Origin of the sequence: Anaerobacillus alkalilacustris (assembly GCF_001866005.1) — a bacterium.
Taxonomy (GTDB): domain Bacteria; phylum Bacillota; class Bacilli; order Bacillales; family Anaerobacillaceae; genus Anaerobacillus; species Anaerobacillus alkalilacustris.
This window is the reverse complement of record NZ_MLQR01000045.1, coordinates 15,180-32,998: the sequence shown is the minus strand read 5'-3', so window position 1 is coordinate 32,998 and position 17,819 is coordinate 15,180. Positions and strand designations below refer to the sequence as shown.

The 17,819-nt window shown below is 34.8% G+C and carries 17 protein-coding genes and 1 riboswitch; of the genes, 12 read left to right on the top strand and 5 right to left on the bottom strand.

The features are described from left to right. The first annotated feature begins 178 nt into the window (after positions 1 to 178). The 11 genes from kamA to BKP37_RS16750 all read left to right on the top strand — a co-directional run bounded on the left by kamA (position 179) and on the right by BKP37_RS16750 (position 10,641). Positions 179 to 1,582 carry a lysine 2,3-aminomutase gene (gene kamA, locus BKP37_RS16800; RefSeq protein WP_071310787.1) on the top strand — a complete coding sequence of 468 codons (1,404 nt, stop codon included), beginning with the start codon at positions 179 to 181 and terminating at the stop codon, positions 1,580 to 1,582. Positions 1,583 to 1,613: 31 nt separating this feature from the next. Then, on the top strand, positions 1,614 to 1,859 hold the full coding sequence (locus tag BKP37_RS16795; protein ID WP_245712556.1) for a YokU family protein: 246 nt from the start codon (positions 1,614 to 1,616) through the stop codon (positions 1,857 to 1,859). 167 nt (positions 1,860 to 2,026) lie between these two features. Then, complete coding sequence (ablB, locus tag BKP37_RS16790) at positions 2,027 to 2,884, top strand: putative beta-lysine N-acetyltransferase (protein ID WP_071310785.1); 858 nt, start codon at positions 2,027 to 2,029, stop codon at positions 2,882 to 2,884. 305 nt (positions 2,885 to 3,189) lie between these two features. After that, positions 3,190 to 4,530, top strand: coding sequence for an aspartate aminotransferase family protein (locus BKP37_RS16785; protein WP_071310784.1), 1,341 nt, complete (start codon positions 3,190 to 3,192; stop codon positions 4,528 to 4,530). 122 nt (positions 4,531 to 4,652) lie between these two features. Beyond that, positions 4,653 to 5,327, top strand: coding sequence for a CoA transferase subunit A (locus tag BKP37_RS16780; protein ID WP_425425001.1), 675 nt, complete (start codon positions 4,653 to 4,655; stop codon positions 5,325 to 5,327). Further along, complete coding sequence (locus BKP37_RS16775) at positions 5,312 to 5,971, top strand: 3-oxoacid CoA-transferase subunit B (protein WP_071310782.1); 660 nt, start codon at positions 5,312 to 5,314, stop codon at positions 5,969 to 5,971. Before BKP37_RS16780 ends, BKP37_RS16775 begins: the two co-directional genes overlap by 16 nt. 185 nt (positions 5,972 to 6,156) lie before the next feature. Beyond that, on the top strand, positions 6,157 to 7,437 hold the full coding sequence (locus BKP37_RS16770) for a peptidase (RefSeq protein ID WP_071310781.1): 1,281 nt from the start codon (positions 6,157 to 6,159) through the stop codon (positions 7,435 to 7,437). Positions 7,438 to 7,452: 15 nt separating this feature from the next. After that, on the top strand, positions 7,453 to 8,802 hold the full coding sequence (gene gabT, locus BKP37_RS16765) for a 4-aminobutyrate--2-oxoglutarate transaminase (RefSeq protein WP_071310780.1): 1,350 nt from the start codon (positions 7,453 to 7,455) through the stop codon (positions 8,800 to 8,802). Positions 8,803 to 8,959: 157 nt separating this feature from the next. Further along, the gene (locus BKP37_RS16760) at positions 8,960 to 9,253 is read left to right on the top strand and encodes a Dabb family protein (protein WP_071310779.1); all 294 of its coding nucleotides are present in this window, start codon (positions 8,960 to 8,962) and stop codon (positions 9,251 to 9,253) included. Positions 9,254 to 9,358: 105 nt separating this feature from the next. Then, a complete protein-coding gene (locus BKP37_RS16755; RefSeq protein ID WP_071310778.1) occupies positions 9,359 to 10,090 on the top strand; it encodes an HAD family hydrolase in 732 nt (243 codons plus the stop codon). 290 nt (positions 10,091 to 10,380) lie between these two features. Next, on the top strand, positions 10,381 to 10,641 hold the full coding sequence (locus BKP37_RS16750) for a metal-sensitive transcriptional regulator (protein ID WP_071310777.1): 261 nt from the start codon (positions 10,381 to 10,383) through the stop codon (positions 10,639 to 10,641). 24 nt (positions 10,642 to 10,665) lie between these two features. On the opposite strand, the gene BKP37_RS20220 is transcribed toward BKP37_RS16750, so the two are convergent. The 3 genes from BKP37_RS20220 to BKP37_RS16740 all read right to left on the bottom strand — a co-directional run bounded on the left by BKP37_RS20220 (position 10,666) and on the right by BKP37_RS16740 (position 13,160). Beyond that, positions 10,666 to 10,827 (bottom strand): hypothetical protein, encoded by a 162-nt coding sequence (locus tag BKP37_RS20220; RefSeq protein ID WP_169823173.1) that lies wholly within the window; start codon positions 10,825 to 10,827, stop codon positions 10,666 to 10,668. A gap of 148 nt (positions 10,828 to 10,975) precedes the next feature. Beyond that, on the bottom strand, positions 10,976 to 11,863 hold the full coding sequence (gene dapA / locus BKP37_RS16745; protein WP_071310776.1) for a 4-hydroxy-tetrahydrodipicolinate synthase: 888 nt from the start codon (positions 11,861 to 11,863) through the stop codon (positions 10,976 to 10,978). Between the two features lie 162 nt (positions 11,864 to 12,025). Then, positions 12,026 to 12,208: riboswitch (Lysine riboswitch) on the bottom strand. A 442-nt stretch (positions 12,209 to 12,650) separates the two neighbouring features. After that, the gene (locus BKP37_RS16740) at positions 12,651 to 13,160 is read right to left on the bottom strand and encodes a DUF2062 domain-containing protein (protein ID WP_084034829.1); all 510 of its coding nucleotides are present in this window, start codon (positions 13,158 to 13,160) and stop codon (positions 12,651 to 12,653) included. A 227-nt stretch (positions 13,161 to 13,387) separates the two neighbouring features. Here BKP37_RS16740 and BKP37_RS16735 point away from each other — a divergent pair, with 227 nt between their 5' ends. After that, positions 13,388 to 15,655, top strand: coding sequence for an EAL domain-containing protein (locus tag BKP37_RS16735; RefSeq protein ID WP_071310775.1), 2,268 nt, complete (start codon positions 13,388 to 13,390; stop codon positions 15,653 to 15,655). A 362-nt stretch (positions 15,656 to 16,017) separates the two neighbouring features. Here the strand turns inward: BKP37_RS16735 and BKP37_RS20215 are convergent, their stop codons facing one another. Together BKP37_RS20215 and BKP37_RS16730 are read right to left on the bottom strand one after the other, a co-directional pair. Further along, positions 16,018 to 16,194, bottom strand: a complete 177-nt coding sequence (locus BKP37_RS20215) for a hypothetical protein (RefSeq protein ID WP_169823172.1) — start codon at positions 16,192 to 16,194, stop codon at positions 16,018 to 16,020. A gap of 48 nt (positions 16,195 to 16,242) precedes the next feature. Then, on the bottom strand, positions 16,243 to 17,757 hold the full coding sequence (locus BKP37_RS16730) for a PucR family transcriptional regulator (protein ID WP_071310774.1): 1,515 nt from the start codon (positions 17,755 to 17,757) through the stop codon (positions 16,243 to 16,245). Between the last annotated feature and the right edge of the window lie 62 nt (positions 17,758 to 17,819).

Here is a 17,819-nt window from a genome sequence, read left to right as displayed (position 1 = left end):
AAAATTCACTCAGATGCAAAAAAAATGGCAGTAATGAAAAATCATTTGCTGCCATTTTTTTTGCATTATATAAAAATTAGCCTCTTAACTACTTTTCTTTATATGGTTTTACTCCTTGGCACGTTTCTTGCAATGATAAATGGTAAGTAGATTGCATTGAAAAGTAGGGGGTAAATGTATGATAAACAAAAGTGGGAAAATTGTTAGACGTCACTACAGTGAGATAGATCTATGGAAAGGTGTCCCAGAAGAAAAATGGAATGATTGGATGTGGCAATTAACGAATACCATACGTACGTTAGATGACCTAAAGAAAGTTGTCAATTTAACTCCTGATGAAGAAGAAGGGGTACGTATCTCAACTCAAACTATTCCTTTAAATATCACTCCTTATTATGCATCATTAATGAATCCAAACGATCCACGTTGTCCTATTCGTATGCAGTCAGTACCTTTATCTGCAGAAATAAATAAAACGAAATATGATTTAGAAGACCCTTTGTTTGAAGATGAAGATTCTCCTGTACCTGGTCTAACGCATCGATACCCGGACCGAGTCTTATTTTTGGTAACGAACCAATGTTCAATGTATTGTCGCTACTGTACTCGTCGTAGATTTTCTGGGCAAGTTGGAATGGGAGTTCCTAAAAAACAATTAGACGTTGCTGTTAATTATATTCGTAATACGCCAGAAATTCGTGATGTGTTAATCTCTGGTGGCGATGGACTATTAATTAATGATACTATTCTCGAATATATTTTAAAAAATTTACGCTCCATTCCTCATGTAGAAGTTATTCGAATTGGTACACGAGCGCCAGTTGTTTTTCCGCAGCGAATTACTGAAAAACTTTGTAATATTTTAAAGAAATATCATCCAATCTGGTTAAATACACATTTCAATCATTCTCTCGAATTAACTGAAGAAGCTATAAAAGCTTGTGACATGCTGTCTATGGCAGGTGTCCCGATAGGAAATCAAGCCGTCATATTAGCTGGGATTAATGATAGTACGATAATTATGAAAAAGCTTATGCACGATCTTGTTCGGCATCGTATTCGTCCTTATTATATTTATCAATGTGATTTATCAGAGGGGATTAGTCACTTTCGCGCTCCAATTTCTAAAGGGTTAGAAATTATTGAAGGTTTACGTGGACATACGTCAGGATATGCTGTACCGACCTTTGTTGTTGATGCTCCTGGTGGTGGTGGAAAGATTGCCATACAGCCAAACTATATCATTTCACAAAGTCCCGATAAAGTTGTGCTTCGTAATTTCGAAGGTGTAATTACTTCCTATCCTGAACCAAAAGGATACGTTGCAGGGCGTGCTGATGAGTATTTTAATGAAATATACAATATGAAAAAAGAAAAATCCGTTGGTATTTCCGGTTTGCTTAATGATGAACAATTTAATTTAGTTCCAGAAGGGTTAGAACGCTTAAATAAACGAAAAAAGTATTATTCATCAGAAAATCACACAAGCCTTAAGGATCAACGTGAAAAACGAGATCAAATGAAAGAAAAGTTGATAAAGTCGAAGGGAAAAAAAGCGGAGGGCAATTCCGAAACGCAATAATAAAAAAGAAGGGGGAGAGATTGTGAATTGTATGTGGTGTGAAAGTAACCAGATAATAGAAGCAACAAAGGATTGTTATTGGATCCTACCTGATGGTTTGGCCTCCGTTCAAATTTTACAAGTACCAGCCCTTTCATGCAAAAACTGTGGTCTTTATTTAACAGATGAAATAAATCATGAGATAGACTTTGCTTTATATACACGGAACCTACCCGCTAGAAAAAACGGAATTCTATATAAGGAATTAATTAATGCTCCTTATAAAACTACGTTTTAATAGTGGGTATTTACCCCACCGATTGGAAGTGATCGTTCATATACTCGTTAAATTATAGTCAAACTTTCTAACGGTTTGATAGGGACATGACTTACTTGAAATAGTTAGATAACTATATTCCTACAATAATTATAGACTAAACTTCAATAAAGAAAGGAGAAAAAACGATGAAGAAAATTTATCTGTCCTATATTACCCAATGGGAAAAAGGTCAAAGTTATTCGATGCAAGTGTGTTATGACTTTGTGAGCGAACGATTACGTGTCGATGATTATCAAGGAAATATGGAAGAAATGGTTTCAATGTTAAAAAAACTTTCGAAGAAATCGTCTTTTTCAAAAATTATTGTTAAGTCTCGAGTTGAGGATTGGCGCTTTTTACTTTCAAAAGGTTTTTTCTTAGAAGGGGTTATTGATAACTATTTTAAAGGTCATGATGCTTACTTTATGGTCTACTATTTGTCAGATAAAAGAAGAACAAGCCGAGAATGGAAAAAGGAAGATGAGTTAATTGAAAAAGTATATGAGTTACCAACTTCAAGTTCAGTAGATCCAATACCTTCTGAGTACACAGTTAGACTAGCAAATGTAGAAGATGCATCGGCATTAGCTAGCTTATATAACCAGGTTTTTAGCTCGTACCCTACCCCGATAAACGATGAAATGTATATTCAAACTGCTATGAAAGAAGGATCGATTTTTTACGTAGTGGAATGGAACGGAAGTATTGTGAGTGCAGCAAGTGCAGAGGTAAATACTACGTATTTAAATGCAGAAATAACCGATTGTGCAACGCTTCCAGGATATCGTAGCTATGGATTTATGAAGTTACTAATCTCAAAATTAGAAAAAGAATTAGTAAAAAGAAAGATTTTCTGCTCTTATTCGTTAGCAAGAGCAGGATCTAATAGCATAAATGCATGTTTAAGAAAACTTGATTATCAATACAATGGGAGATTAACTAATAACTGCTCTATAAACGATAAATATGAAAATATGAATGTTTGGGTAAAAAAGTTAATCTAACTGAGTTAATTAATCTTATATTTTAATCAAATATCTTTTTTATCCCACTCTAAAGTGGCAGTAATAACCCTACCTCACTCAAACCTCAAAAAAATTAGGTGGGATTAACTACCCTAAATGTACGATATAGAATAACTTTCGCTCATCATTAGTTATTCTTATCCCTGTGGTTAAGTTAAACTAACAATCATTGGGGGATAAAGGAACACCCTCAATGATCGAAGTGCAGCTTTGTTAATAGTTTTTACGTTAACTAGGATTTTTTGGAACATTTGCTAGTAAGTATTGGCAAGAGGAGGCAAGGAATGGAACGTAGCCATTTAATTAAACCACTGTTAGACGGTGTCTATCCTACTATTGCTTATGGTAAAGGGGTCTATCTCTTTGACACTAATGATAAAGATTATCTAGATGGTTGTTCTGGTGCAGTAACCGCAAGTATCGGTCATGGGGTTCCAGAAATAATTGAAACTCTTTATGAACAGGCAAAAAGAATATCGTTTGTTTACCGCGCTCAATTTACAAGTGAACCAGCCGAATTATTAGCAAAAAAATTAAGTGAAATGACAAAAGGAGATGTAAATTGGACTTTTTTTGTTAATAGTGGCTCCGAAGCAACTGAAACGGCTATGAAAATAGCAATTCAACATTGGCAAGAACAAGGAATATATACGAAAAACAAAATCATTTCGCGTTGGATTAGTTATCACGGAATTACATTAGGGGCATTATCGATGTCAGGACATGTCGGACGAAGGGAGCGTTTTGTTCCGTTATTAGAGGATTTCCCTAGTGTGTCTGCACCTTATTGTTATCGGTGTCCGTATAACGATACGTATCCTAGTTGCAATCTTCTTTGTGCACTTGAACTAGAACGAGAGATTAAACGTATTGGGAAAAAATATATCGCGGCGTTTATTGCTGAACCAATTATCGGTGCAGCGGGTGGTGCTATTGATCCTCCGAGTGGGTATTACGAAAAAATTAAAGAAATATGTGCAAAAAATGAAATACTTTTCATTGCTGATGAGGTGATGACCGGAATAGGCAGAACTGGAAAAATGCTCGCAATGGAACATTGGAATGTTGTCCCTGATATAGTTGCACTCGGAAAAGGTATGACGGCCGGTTACACGCCAATGGCAGCGACATTAGTAAGTGACAAAGTTATGGCACCGATTTTAAACGGGTCAAAAATAATCATGAGCGGTCACACATATAGTGCCAATCCACAGTCAGCAGCTGTATCATTAGCAGTAATTAACTATTTAGAAAAAAATGATTTACTAAAGCAGGCTGAACAAATTGGTGATTATTTAAGATCTCAATTACTCACACTTGCTAAAGATTATCCGATGATAGGCGATGTTAGAGGGAAAGGTTTACTTCTCGGTATTGAATTTGTTGAAGATCAACAACAAAAACGTCCATTTCCAATTCAGTTCAGGTTGACAACTCTTATTGTTCAAAAATGTATGGAAAAAGGTTTATTAGTGTACCCAGCCAATTCTGGTGATGAAGGGGTTGGTGGTGATGCGATTATTATTTCTCCACCATTAGTTATTACAAAGAAGGAAGTTGATGAACTTATTATAAGACTAAAATCAGCTTTAACTGAAGTAAGTGAACTCGTTTCAGCAAGCTGAAACATTGGAAAATCCCACCTACGCTACGCTTAGAGGTGGGGGTCTTTTACTCCCCAAAAAATTCAGATAAAGAATTAAACCAAATTAAGATTAATTTACAGAAATAAGAGGGGATGAAACTCATGAAAGTTTTTACATTAGATGAGGCCCTAACGAATATAAAAGACGGAATGACTATCATGTACGGTGGTTTTGGTGGTGTCGGTAATCCTCCTACACTCATTAACGGAATTCTGACTAAAGGTAGTAAAGAGTTGACGTTAATTGGAAATGATGCTGGCTTCCCTAATATTGGGATTGGGAAGTTGATAAGTCAAGGGAGAGCGAAACGTTTAATCGCCTCTCATATCGGTTCTAACCCAGTGGCCGGGAAATTAATGAGTGATGGAAAATTAGATGTGGAATTTTCACCACAAGGAACATTAGTAGAGCGCATTCGCTCAGGTGGGATGGGATTAGGTGGTGTTCTCATTGATATAGGAATGAATACTAGTTTTTCAGAGAATAAAAAAGTAGTCGAGCTTGATGGAAGGCAGTATTTAATTGAATCAGCTTTAACTGCTGATATTTCTATCGTCTTTGCAAAAAAAGCAGACACTTACGGTAATTTAATTTATGACAAGAGTGCAAGAAATACAAATCCACTTATAGCAATGGCTGGTGATTTAACGATTGCGGAAGTAGAGGAAATTGTACCAGTTGGAAAACTCGAGCCAGAAGAGATTATTACACCAGGTGCATTTGTTGATATCGTCATACAAACCGAGGGAGTCGATTGGAAATGGGTATGGGAGTAGGCGTAAGAGAGCGAATTGCTATGCGTGCCGCTGAGGAAATAAAAGACGGGATGATCGTCAATTTAGGCATTGGTATCCCTACACTAGTAGCAAATTACTTACCTACATCGGTAAATGTAATGTTCCATGCTGAAAACGGAATTTTAGGAACTGGTCCTAGTCCCAGCAAAGGCAATGAGGACGCTAATTTGTGTAATGCTGGAGGATTTCCGATAACAGTTGTTCCTGGAGCCTCTTACTTTGATAGTGCTACTGCATTTGGAATTATAAGGAAAGGTTTAGTAGATGTCACGATTTTAGGAGCGTTAGAAGTTAGTGAAAAAGGAGATCTGGCTAACTGGATTGTCCCAGGAAAAAAAGTCCCTGGTATGGGCGGGGCAATCGAACTCGCACAAAAGTCGAAGAAAGTAATCGTGCTTATGAACCATGTAAATAAAAATGGAAGTCCTAAAATCTTGCAAACATGTAGTCTTCCATTAACTGCTCAAAGCTGTGTCAATTTAATTATTACAGACTTAGCGGTATTTAAAGTAACAAAAGATGGATTATTATTGCTAGAAATTATGAAACCTTATACCGTTGCTGATGTTTACAAACATACTGGTTGTGACTTTACAGTTAATTCTAATTTAAAAAATATGTAGTCGAATTGTTTTTTAAAGATTAAGAGTAAAAAATCATTAATTAAAAAGCTGTCTAGTTACAGTGCCTTACCGACTAGTCCCCTTACCTCATCTCACTTTGTCTACGATAAGTCTAGCTTTTTACGTATAGAGCTGTAGAGTTTTGGCTTTTGTAATCAGTTGATTTTTTTGAAGGAGGCTCTGAAATGAACCGAACGCAAGAAAATATCCACAAATGGTTAATCGAAAACCGTGAACAAGCGATTATATTTTTACAAGATCTTGTCAAACTTCCAAGTATTCAAGGTAATGAAGGACTTATCCAATCGGTTATTGCCACAAATTTTTTACAAATGGGTCTAGAAGTTCATATGTGGGAACTTGATGGTAAGGATTTAAAAAAACACCCTTACTTCTTTTCTACACGCGATTCTTTTGTAGAAAGCCCAAATGTGATTGGTATTTTAAAAGGGAAAGGGAATGGGAAATCATTGATTTTAAATGGACACGTCGATGTAGTACCGGCCGGGGATCTTTCGCAATGGGAAAATCATCCGTATCTTGGTGTGGTACAAGATGGAAAAATGTATGGACGTGGTACGAGTGATATGAAAGGGGGTAATCTTTCAAGTTATTTGGCAGTTAAAGCTATTAAAGAGTTAGGAATTCAATTAAAAGGGGATGTCATCTTACAAAGCGTAGTTGAAGAAGAAAGTGGTGGTGCGGGAACTTTAGCTGCAGTAATGAAGGGGTTTACAGCAGATGCAGCGATAATCCCAGAACCAACAAACATGAAAATTTTTCCAAAACAACAAGGCTCCAAGTGGTTTCGAATTCGCGTAAAAGGCCGCTCTGCCCACGGTGGAACAAGATACCACGGAGTCAGTGCAATTGAAAAAAGTGCAATAGTTGTTAAACATATTGAAGGACTCGAAACCGTTCGTAATCAACGCATTAACGACCCGCTTTATGCTAATATCCCCATTCCAGTCCCAATAAATATCGGTACAATTAAAGGTGGAGATTGGCCTTCATCAGTAGCTGATCTCGTATTATTAGAAGGTCGAATTGGGATTGCCCCAAATGAAATAATCGAAGACGTCCAAAGAGAGTTTAAAGAATGGTTAAAAAAACTTGAAAATATTGATCCGTGGTTTAAAGAACACCCCGTAGAATTAGAGTGGTTTGGAGCACAATGGGTACCTGGATGTATCGATGAAAACCATCCTTTAATGGCAATTTTAAAGGCAAAGTATAAGGAGGTCGTAGGATTCGACGCAGTCATAGAAGCATCTCCGTGGGGTACAGACGGTGGTTTACTTACACAAGTAGGTAAAACACCATCCATTGTTTTTGGACCAGGCATCTCCAGTAAGGCCCATTTTCCAAATGAATATATTGAATTAGATGATATTTTCCTTACAGCTGAAATTATAGCGCTAACGATTATTGATTGGTGTCAAATTGCAAAAATAAAAAAACGATGATTGTGAGGTGACCCTTTGAAAAAGTTCATTGATTTAAAAACTGAAATACCTGGACCTAAAGCAAAGGTTTTATTAGAGCGTCGTTACGAAAATGTTCCTAGAGGCCCTTTTAATACAGCGCTGACTTTTGTTAAAGAAGGTCGTGGTGCCTTACTTACTGATGTTGATGGAAATACATTTATAGATTTTGCCGGTGCAATTGGAACAATGAATGTTGGCCATTGTCCGAAACAAGTAGTAGATGCACTAAAACATCAAATAAGCGATTATTTGCATACTTCCTTTCATGTTATGATGTACGAACCGTATATTACATTAGCAGAAAAAATAAATTCGATTACACCTGGCACACATGATAAAAAAACATTTTTTTTAAATAGTGGTGCCGAAGCAGTAGAGAATGCGATTAAAATTGCTAGGAAATTCACGAAGCGAAGAGGAATTATTTCTTTTGAGCGTGGATACCATGGTAGAACATATATGGCAATGTCCATAACGAGTAAAGTAAAACCGTATAAAAATGGTTTTGGTCCATTTGCAACTGATACGTATAAAATGCCTTATCCGTATTACTATCGAAAGCCAAGTGGAATGACGAACGATGATGTCGATGACCTTATTTTATCTCAATTTGAAGACTTTTTTTTACGTGAAGTATCTGCTGAAGATGTGGCTGCAGTTATTATGGAGCCCGTACAAGGAGAAGGTGGGTTTATTGTGCCATCGGTTGGTTTCGTTCAAGGAGTTAAAAAATTATGTGAAAAATATGGAATTTTATTCATAGCTGATGAGGTGCAAACAGGGTTTGGTCGTACAGGAAAGATGTTTGCAATCGAGCACTATGGTGTAATTCCAGATTTAATGACATTATCAAAATCAATTGCTGCTGGTTTACCGATTAGTGCAGTTACAGGGCGTGCGGAAATTATGGATGCACCTTATTCTGGAGAGATCGGTGGAACATACGGGGGGAGTCCACTTGGCTGTGTCGCCGCATTGAACGTTATTGATATGATAGAGAAAGAAAAACTTTATGACCGGGCGCAATCTATTGGTGAACAAATTGTGAATCGATTTTCCATACTAAAGAAAGCTATCCCACAAATTGGAGATATTCGTACGTTGGGAGCTATGACTGCAATTGAGTTTGTGAAGGATTCCCATACGAAAGAACCAAACAAAGAGTTAGTTGGAAAAATTGTTCAAGAAACAAATAAACGTGGAGTTGTCATTTTAGGGGCTGGTCTTTACAGTAATGTATTACGTTTTTTATGTCCACTTGTTATTACTGATGAACAACTTCATGAAGGTCTAGAAGTGATTGAAGAAGTCATAGATGAAATTATTAATCGCGAAGTAGAATAGCAATATCTGTGTAACGACAATTGAGAGGAATAAACAAGCTTCTATTATGTTTTACAATATTTATATTGATGTTTCAAACAAAAGAATTGCACCTCGACTAATTGATCGTTAAAATGAGCAGTGAAATAAAATTTTAGGAAGAAAAGAGGAACTCCAAATGATTCAACGTATAGTTTTAGTTAAATTTTCCGAGGATACCACTGCCGATCAATTACTTGAAGTGATTGAACGATTTAAAGCATTGAAAGAACACCTTACTGGTATTGTTGAACTTCATGCTGGACTAAATATTTCTGAGCGAAACAAGGAATATCAAGTCGTTCTTATGGTTCGTTTTGAAGACCGTGCATCTCTTGATGCCTATGTAACAGACCCTAATCATCAAGCTGTTGCTAATTATATTAAAGAGGTTGGAAGAGTAGACAGTATCGGAGTAGACATCGAAATTTAATAAAGTTTAACGATTAAAAAAGCCTAATGTTTTCGTTAGGCTTTTTACAATTGTGTATGGTATATTTGGCATTGTTAATAAAAACTAAGGTGAGGCGAATAAGAGATGTCAAAAGTAATTTTATTTGATTTAGATGGTACATTGCTTCCTATGGACACGGATTTATTTGTGAAAAACTATATACAGAAATTAGCATCAAGAGTATCACACATACTTGATCCTCATGAATTTACAAAAGCTCTACTTGCTGGTACAGATGCGATGATACGTAATCTAGAGGAAGAAAAAACAAATGAACAAGTCTTCACGAAGTCATTCCTATCATTAGTGAATCTTAATAAAGAAGAAATTTGGCCGACATTAGATAAATTTTATGAAGAAACATTTCCTACTTTAGATTACTTAACGGAACCCACACCGGTCGCAAAAAAAGTAGTCGAAGAAGCCATAAATCAAGGTTACCGTATTGTGATTGCTACTAATCCCTTATTTCCAAAAGCAGCTATTTATGAGCGTTTACGTTGGGCTGGTATTAACGAATTAACATTTGATATCGTGACTGTATACGAAGAAAGTGTTTATACAAAGCCACATGTCGAGTATTACCGAAATATTTGTCACCGCCTAGAAGTGAAGCCAGAAGATTGTATTATGGTTGGAAATGACAAGCAAGAGGATATGTCCGCATCACAAATAGGAATGAAAACATTTCTAGTTCATGGTTTTGTCATTGATCGCGGTGAACCGAACTATCCAATCAATGACGAGGGAACATTGGAACAATTATACGAGAAGTTGAAAGGAAAACTAGGGATATTTGCTAAAGAAATAGATTAAACACTAAAGGAAGCAATTAAGAATACATTACATAAAAGAAGTCTGACTACGGAAATGTTGATCAGACTTTTTGTATTTTTATTTTCTGTCAGGAAAGAGTACAACAATTGAGATTCTGTTATGGCTAATACTGATGAACAATTTCACAATAAATTATAAAACTGACAACTCCTATAGGAATTCATATTTAGAGCCTTGCTTTAATACTGTAAGGGGTATATAATGGAAGTGCGAATGATTCTTAAAGTGATTAGCGTTTGATAAGTATTGCATGAAGGGTGGAAAAATAAATGAAATATGACGATAAGGTTAAAAATAGAGTAAAAAGAATTGAAGGACAAATAAAAGGAATTTTGCGAATGATGGAAGAAGAAAAGGATTGTAAAGAATTGGTTGTTCAAATGTCAGCTGCACGAAATGCTCTTGATCGCGCAATAGGCGTAGTAGTTAGTGAAAACTTAGAAAAATGTATCAGAGATCAAATAGAAAAGGGTGAGGGAACGGATAAGTTTATACAAGAAGCTGTGGAACTATTGGTGAAAAGTAGATAAAGCGTAATTCCATAAAAAAAGCTTCTAGGCTATTAATATAGCTTGAAAGCTTCTTTTTTTTCTATGTAAGAAAGTATAAAATTGCAAACTTGGAAACTGTCTAGCTTCAGCGCCTACGAGCTCGGTCACTTCAGTCAAGCTATTGACTTCAATAACTACATGAATAACGTCTCTGAATAGCTTCATGCAGCTTTGCTTCGAGGAAGCTTACTACGAAGCAATACTAGAAGACGCAGAAGCACGTAGGAAGCTAAAGAGCGGCTTCCGTCAAAGGCCTTCCAGTGCCTTTCGCTCGTGACCAAGGCGCTTGCGCTTTTCTTATATCGCAATACATTTATACAGCTGAAGATAAAATCTTTGGCTCTAATGCAGAATGGACAATTTGTGTTTCTTCAAGGGTAAGTGGAACTAACGGTAATCGTACCGACCCAACGTTTTGACCAAGCATTTCTAGTGCAGCTTTTACAGGAGTTGGGTTGGGTGCAATAAACATTGATTTCATAATCGGTAATAGATTACGATGCATTTGGGCAGCTTGTTTATATTCGCCATTTTGGAATGCTGTAATCATTTGTTTCATTTCAAGACCAACAACGTGAGAAGCAACACTTACTACACCGTACCCACCAATTGACATTAATGGTAGTGTTAAACTATCATCTCCAGTATAAACTAGGAAATCTTCAGGCGTGTGTTGAATAATATTGGCAATCGCTTCTAAGTCTCCACTAGCTTCTTTAATACAAACGATATTTTCAATTTGAGCAAGGCGTATAATTGTCTCTGGTAACATATTAACAGCACTTCGTCCAGGAATATTGTAAAGCATTACTGGTAATTCTGTTGATTCAGCTATTGTTTTGAAGTGTTGATAAAGTCCTTCTTGACTTGGTTTATTATAATAAGGTACGACTAACATAATGCCGTCGACCCCTACAGAACTTGCAATTTTTGTTAACTCTATAGATGCAACTGTATTATTTGATCCAGTTCCTGCAATTACCGGAACACGCCCGTCTACCACTTCTACAACATATTTAAATAATTCAGTTTTTTCTTGAGTAGTTAATGTCGGAGATTCACCTGTTGTTCCAGCAACAACGATACCTTCCGTTCCAGTTGCTATTAAGTAATTAATTAATGAGTTTGTTGCTTGAAAATCAACTTTTCCTTCTTGATCGAATGGGGTAACCATCGCAGTTAATAATTGCCCAAAATTCATGTAGAACACCTCTATTCATTAGATTTTTTTCGCCATTGTTTATAATGACGATGTTAAGTTCTGAATAGAGCTAAATCGCAAAGATCACCGTAAACCTTTAGAAAAAACAAAAACAACAACGAGGGAATCGCTGCTGCTAGGAAAAAATCAACGGTTATTCTAGCGTAAGATAGCCCTCCATATAGTTAAAAACTATACGACAGTTCTGTATTTGTTCAATGACAGACCCAGCAACAAAGCCAATGAGAAACTCGTCGCTTCGGCAAATCCCCCTTTTCAAACCCGTCAACGGAGCTCACTCTCCTTAAAGTTTGTACTAATGGTCATTGCGCCTCTATCACTTCAAAAAATGAAGTAGAGAAAATATGAACTTTTGTAAACCTTAACAAATTCTAGCCTCTTTTGCAATACAATTTGAAGAAAAAATAAAAGATTTCTTTTAGGAAAACACTTCTCTTATTGAGTGAATTTCATTATTCAAGCAGCATCAAACTATATGTAGTTTGATAGTGCGATCATTCACTACATATAGGTGAACTAGCACATAAATATCCCATTATGAAAATCGCTAATTTTATTTAACTCTTTAGCGGCAGTCACCCAACTAATTGAAGTTCAGCTTTGTTAATAGGTGAAGGTAACTCGGAAATATATTCATCTGAGTGAATTTCATCATTACAAAAACCGAGCTACATAAATCTATTTATAGTTACGAACAGTTTGATGTAACTCTATATAGCACCTTGGTGGCGAGAAGGATGGATTATGAAATTCATTAAACTATTAATTATTGCCACTTTTTTAACCGCCACTTTTTATACAATAACCTAAGGAGATCTCGGCGATATTTCTTAATGATATAATGGATGAGAAAGTAAAGGATGATGCCAAAAATAACCATATTAAGACACATGCCAACTATAAATGTCTTACCAATTTTCAAACCTGCTTCAAGAACTTCTTCAGGTTCAACGGGGCTCACTTCAATTTCTTCAATTATTATTTCGATGTTATTTTCAAATTGCATAGGTATTAAGGATTCACCGACGATAATATTTAAATAAAAAAATAACGGGAACGCCCAAATAAAGGCTATACATCCAATTAACCCTGCAACAGGATTTCCTTTCACTAATTTAGGTCCTATAGTGGAAAGAAACGGTCCAAAGCCAAATGATGGTATAAAGTTTATTAAAAAGCCAATCGAAAAGCCTCCTGCTATACTATGAGCTCTATCATTAATCCTTAATAACCTAAGACAAAGATATTTAAGTTTTCTTAGCTGTTTATTTATCATAGTTCACCAACCATTACAGTGTCTAATCTTAGAATATATCTTTTTGTGACATGATTCAAACTACTTCGATAAAAATTATTAATTTGTACAAAAATGTACTAGGGAAAAATTTGGAATGTGAAGATAGTGTCTTGTTTTGTCGAATGCATTCAAAAGTGTGTGTTTTTTTGACATAATGTGATTATAGTAATAAATTTGTGGTTTATTTAATGTAAGAGGGTGGTATCATGCGCAACAATACTGAATTGTTAAAGGAAATCGAACATACTAGAAAACTTATGGTTAAACATGCTTCTTTGAAAGGATTATCCTCTGAGGAAACTATTAAAGTTAGTCAGAAGCTTGACCACCTTTTAAATGAATATGACAAAATAGAAAAAATGTTAAGAAATGAAAGTACGGATCACTTAGCAATTGATATCGAGAGAATAAATTCTGTTATTAATAATGAGGCCAAAATTTTAATTACCGATACCGAGGGAGTTATTCTTTTTGTTAACGAAAAGTGCTGCCAAGTAATAGGTTATGAAAAAGACGAAATAATTGGAAAACACACTCGAGTTTTTAATTCCGGTTATCATTCAACACAATATTTTAAAGATATGTGGAACACCATTCTTTTAGGTGACATTTGGAAAGATGAAATTAAAATTAAACGCAAAGATGGCTCTACAACTTGGAATGAAATGACGATTTTTCCGGTTTTAGATGCAAAAGGAAACCCTTATCAATTCTTAACTCTTAGAGAAGATATTTCTGATAAAAAAGAATTTGAGTTTCGGGCCATACAAAAAGAGAGAATGTTAAATTTTTTTACAAAGAATTCAAATGATGTGATTGGCATCATTGATCAAGAGATGAAAATAATCTATCAAAATAATTCAGTAGAACAAATGATGGGATACAAAGTTGAAGATGTAATAGGAACAAATCTATTTGACTACTTTAATAATGAAGATACTAAAACGAAAAAGCTAAAAAATCTCGTAGCTAAACAGGAAAAATCATTACATTTTCATATTAATGTAAGACACAAAAACGGTTCGTGGATTCTGTGCGAATTAAATACTACTAATTATATTGATGACCCTTATATAAACGGAATAGTTTTCAGTTTACGTACTATTAACGAACAAGAGAAAGTGAGCCACCTTTCATATTATGATTATTTAACTGGGTTGAATAATCGCAGAAGTTTTGAAAAGCGTTTAGCTGAAGAAATCATTCACTCAAAAGAAGATAATCTACAGTTTACTGTTATATTAATAAACTTAGATGGATTTAAGTACGTTAATGATTCTTTTGGGCATGATGTAGGTGATAAACTTCTTAGAGAAGTTTCACTACGATTAAGAAATGTGTTAAACAAAAAGCTATTTTGCGGTAGATTAGGTGGAGACGAGTACGGCTTAATTTTTCCTAACACCAATAATTTTGATGAAATCCATCAGGTTGGAAAATTTTTGGTGAATTTATTTGACGAAAATCCATTTAAAATTGATGATTATGAATTTTTTATCTCAGCTAGTATAGGAATTAGTGTCTATCCTTCTTCTGGAGATACAATTAAAAAGTTATTAAAACATGCTGGTACTGCAGTGTATCATTCAAAAATGGAAGGGAAAAATCAATATCAAATTTATTCCCCAAACATGAATTTAAATAGTTTTAAAATGTTTACTCTTAAAAATGATCTGAAAAAAGCTTTAGTTAAAGAAGAGTTCATTATTTACTTTCAACCACGTATTAACCCATTAACATTTGAGGTAACTGGAGCCGAAGCGCTAATGCGTTGGAATCATCGGAAATGGGGCATTGTTTCTCCAATTGATTTTATTTCACTAGCTGAAGAATCAGGATTAATTGTAAAGATGGGCGAATGGCTACTAAGGGAAGTGTGTCGTCAAATTAAAGGATGGTTAGAACAGGGCATAAACTTTGAGAAGATATCGATAAATATCTCTTCCCTTCAATTATTCCAAGCGGACTTTGTTTCAACGGTTTCGACAATATTGAATGAAGAGGGCGTCGACTCAAGTTACTTAGAATTTGAAATAACGGAAAGCGTCATAATCGATCGAGAAGAACATGTATTAAAGACATTAAAGCAATTAAAAAGCATGGGTATTTCCCTAGCACTAGATGACTTTGGGACAGGCTATTCATCTTTAAATTATTTGAGAAAATTACCATGTGACACAATAAAGATTGATAAAAGCCTTATAAACGACATTTTAAGTAATAATGAAACTTATGAAATATTCGAAGCTACGATTCGCTTGTGTCATAAGTTAAATAAATCGGTAGTCGTTGAAGGAATTGAAACAAATGAACAACTTTCAATTATTCAAACTTTAGATTGCAAGGAATTTCAAGGTTACTTATGTAGTAAACCACTAAAACAAGAAAAGTTTGTAGAATTTCTACTATTAGGAAAATGGACGAAGGAGCCAAAAAAGAAAATGATGATACAAGAAAACCAAGAAATAATTTAAAAAATAATTTATGTTTATGTATAGCCTTGAATTTAATACAAAAAAAGTAGTCACCAATGGAGGTGAACTACTTTTTTGCATAATCAGAATTTATAAATTTCTAACTTGGAAACTGTCTAGCTTCAGCGCCTACGAGCTCGGTCACTTAAGTCAAGTTTCTGACTTCAATGACTACATGAATAACGTCTCTGAATAGCTTCATGCAGCAATGCTTCGAGGAAGCCTACTTCGAAGCATTGCTGTAAGACGCAGAAGCACGCGGAAGCCAAAGAGCGGCTTCTGTCAAAGGCCTTCCAGTGCCTTTCGCTCGTGACCAAGGCGCTTGCGCTTTTCTTATTTGCTATAAAAAGCACGTAAGCTTTTTAGCCTATGTATCCTTTTTCCTTTAGCGCTTCAAATGCTTCTTTTTCTTTTTCATCCTTAATTTGATAGACTAATGAAGTACCATCTACTTTTGCACATCTACCACCGAACGGTTTTAATAGTTCTTTTACTTCTTTTATATCAAATTCTGTTTTTATTTCGTAAGAAACTTTCATATCATTCACCTCCTCTATTAAATTATACACAATTTAAAGAAAGAATAGTTACAAATATTCCTTATATAACAAGATGTCTAATGAAATCTGGAGATGTTTACAATGCATTTCATTAGTTAACTGGAAACCTGCAATTTCTTCACACTTTTTAAGTCTGTAAGTTAAGGTGTTACGATGTATGTTTAATTCATTAGATGTATCGTTAATATTTTTATATTTTGTAAGGTATAAATGAAGTGTTTTTGCGTAATTTGTTTTATTTTTATGATCATATTCAATAAGAGTTTTACAACCTGGATACACAAAAACTAATGAGGATTCTTCTTTCAAAGCAGATTCAATTAAGTGTTGGTAAACATAATTTTCATACTTATAGTAGTTTTTTTTTCTATCTATTTTTCTTCCAATTTTATTTGCAACTATGGCTTGTCGATAATAAATAGTAGAATTGATTAATTCGTAATAGACATTACTAACTCCAAAATGAATAGTAAGATTTTTAAGTATGTCCACTGTAACTTTTATAGACCGTTCAATCCCTTTGCCAAATAATAGAAGAACTAGATAACCTCCGTGAGTACATAAATGGATATTTTCGATTTTTAACGTAAGCTGGTTATGTGCAATAGTTAATAATGACGTATTTTCTTTCATGAAATTTAGAGGTGCAGCGAAAATACAATATGGTGCTTTAAACGGTAGTTTAGCTCGAGCCATTGTTTTTTGAAGTGTATCTTCAGATGAAATCCCACCGTCCAAAAGATTTGCAAGAAATGTTTGTTTCAAAATAGATGGCTCACTAGCTGGTGTTGTTTTTCTTTTCAGAATAGAACATAAAACCTTACATACTAAATGGGTTATTTCATAATCTGCCTGCGAAAAAGGTTTATTGTATTCAATAATACCTAAATAACCATATATTTTCTTTCCATCAATAACTGTTGCAGAAAGTCTTGGTATTTCTTGTGCCCAACTCCAATTTAAATAAATAGGCCTATCACTAACTAATGACTTCTCTTTTGTTTTGTCTGTTTCAAACATCATAACAAAATCCTGTTCTAAAAATCCTCTTACATATAGACTATCCCATACTGGATCATTTATTTTTTTTTCTGGATAGAAGCCTAGCAGTCTATACGTAGGATCCGTTAATGCAATGGGATTTCCTAATATTCCGTAGGCTGTATAAAGGATTGAAGAGATACTAGATTCTTTGATTACTTCATCAAAAAGACGTTCTTTTGCGTCTTGAATAACTTTTTTTTCTGCAAGGGCCATTTTTACAATGGATACAGCGATATCAAATTTATGATCAGCTACGTAGATCAAATTATTATTATCAATGTTAATCAAGTCGCTAGCGAGATTACTTTGAAATAAAAAGTTGGCATTTTGTGGAAGCGTGGACAATACTTGTGTGCTGCCATAATAAAGTGTGTTTAACTCAAAATTTTGTAAATTTGAATGTAATGGTTCAATGTTAGCAATACTGCGTTCTGGATAACTAAGCTGTTTCAATGGAGCTAATTTTTGTAAGCGTTCAATAAGTTGTAATATTTTCATACAAAATCCTCCGCAGCCTAAAGATTAGTTATATCAACCATATTTTATCTTAGTTGTTAAAA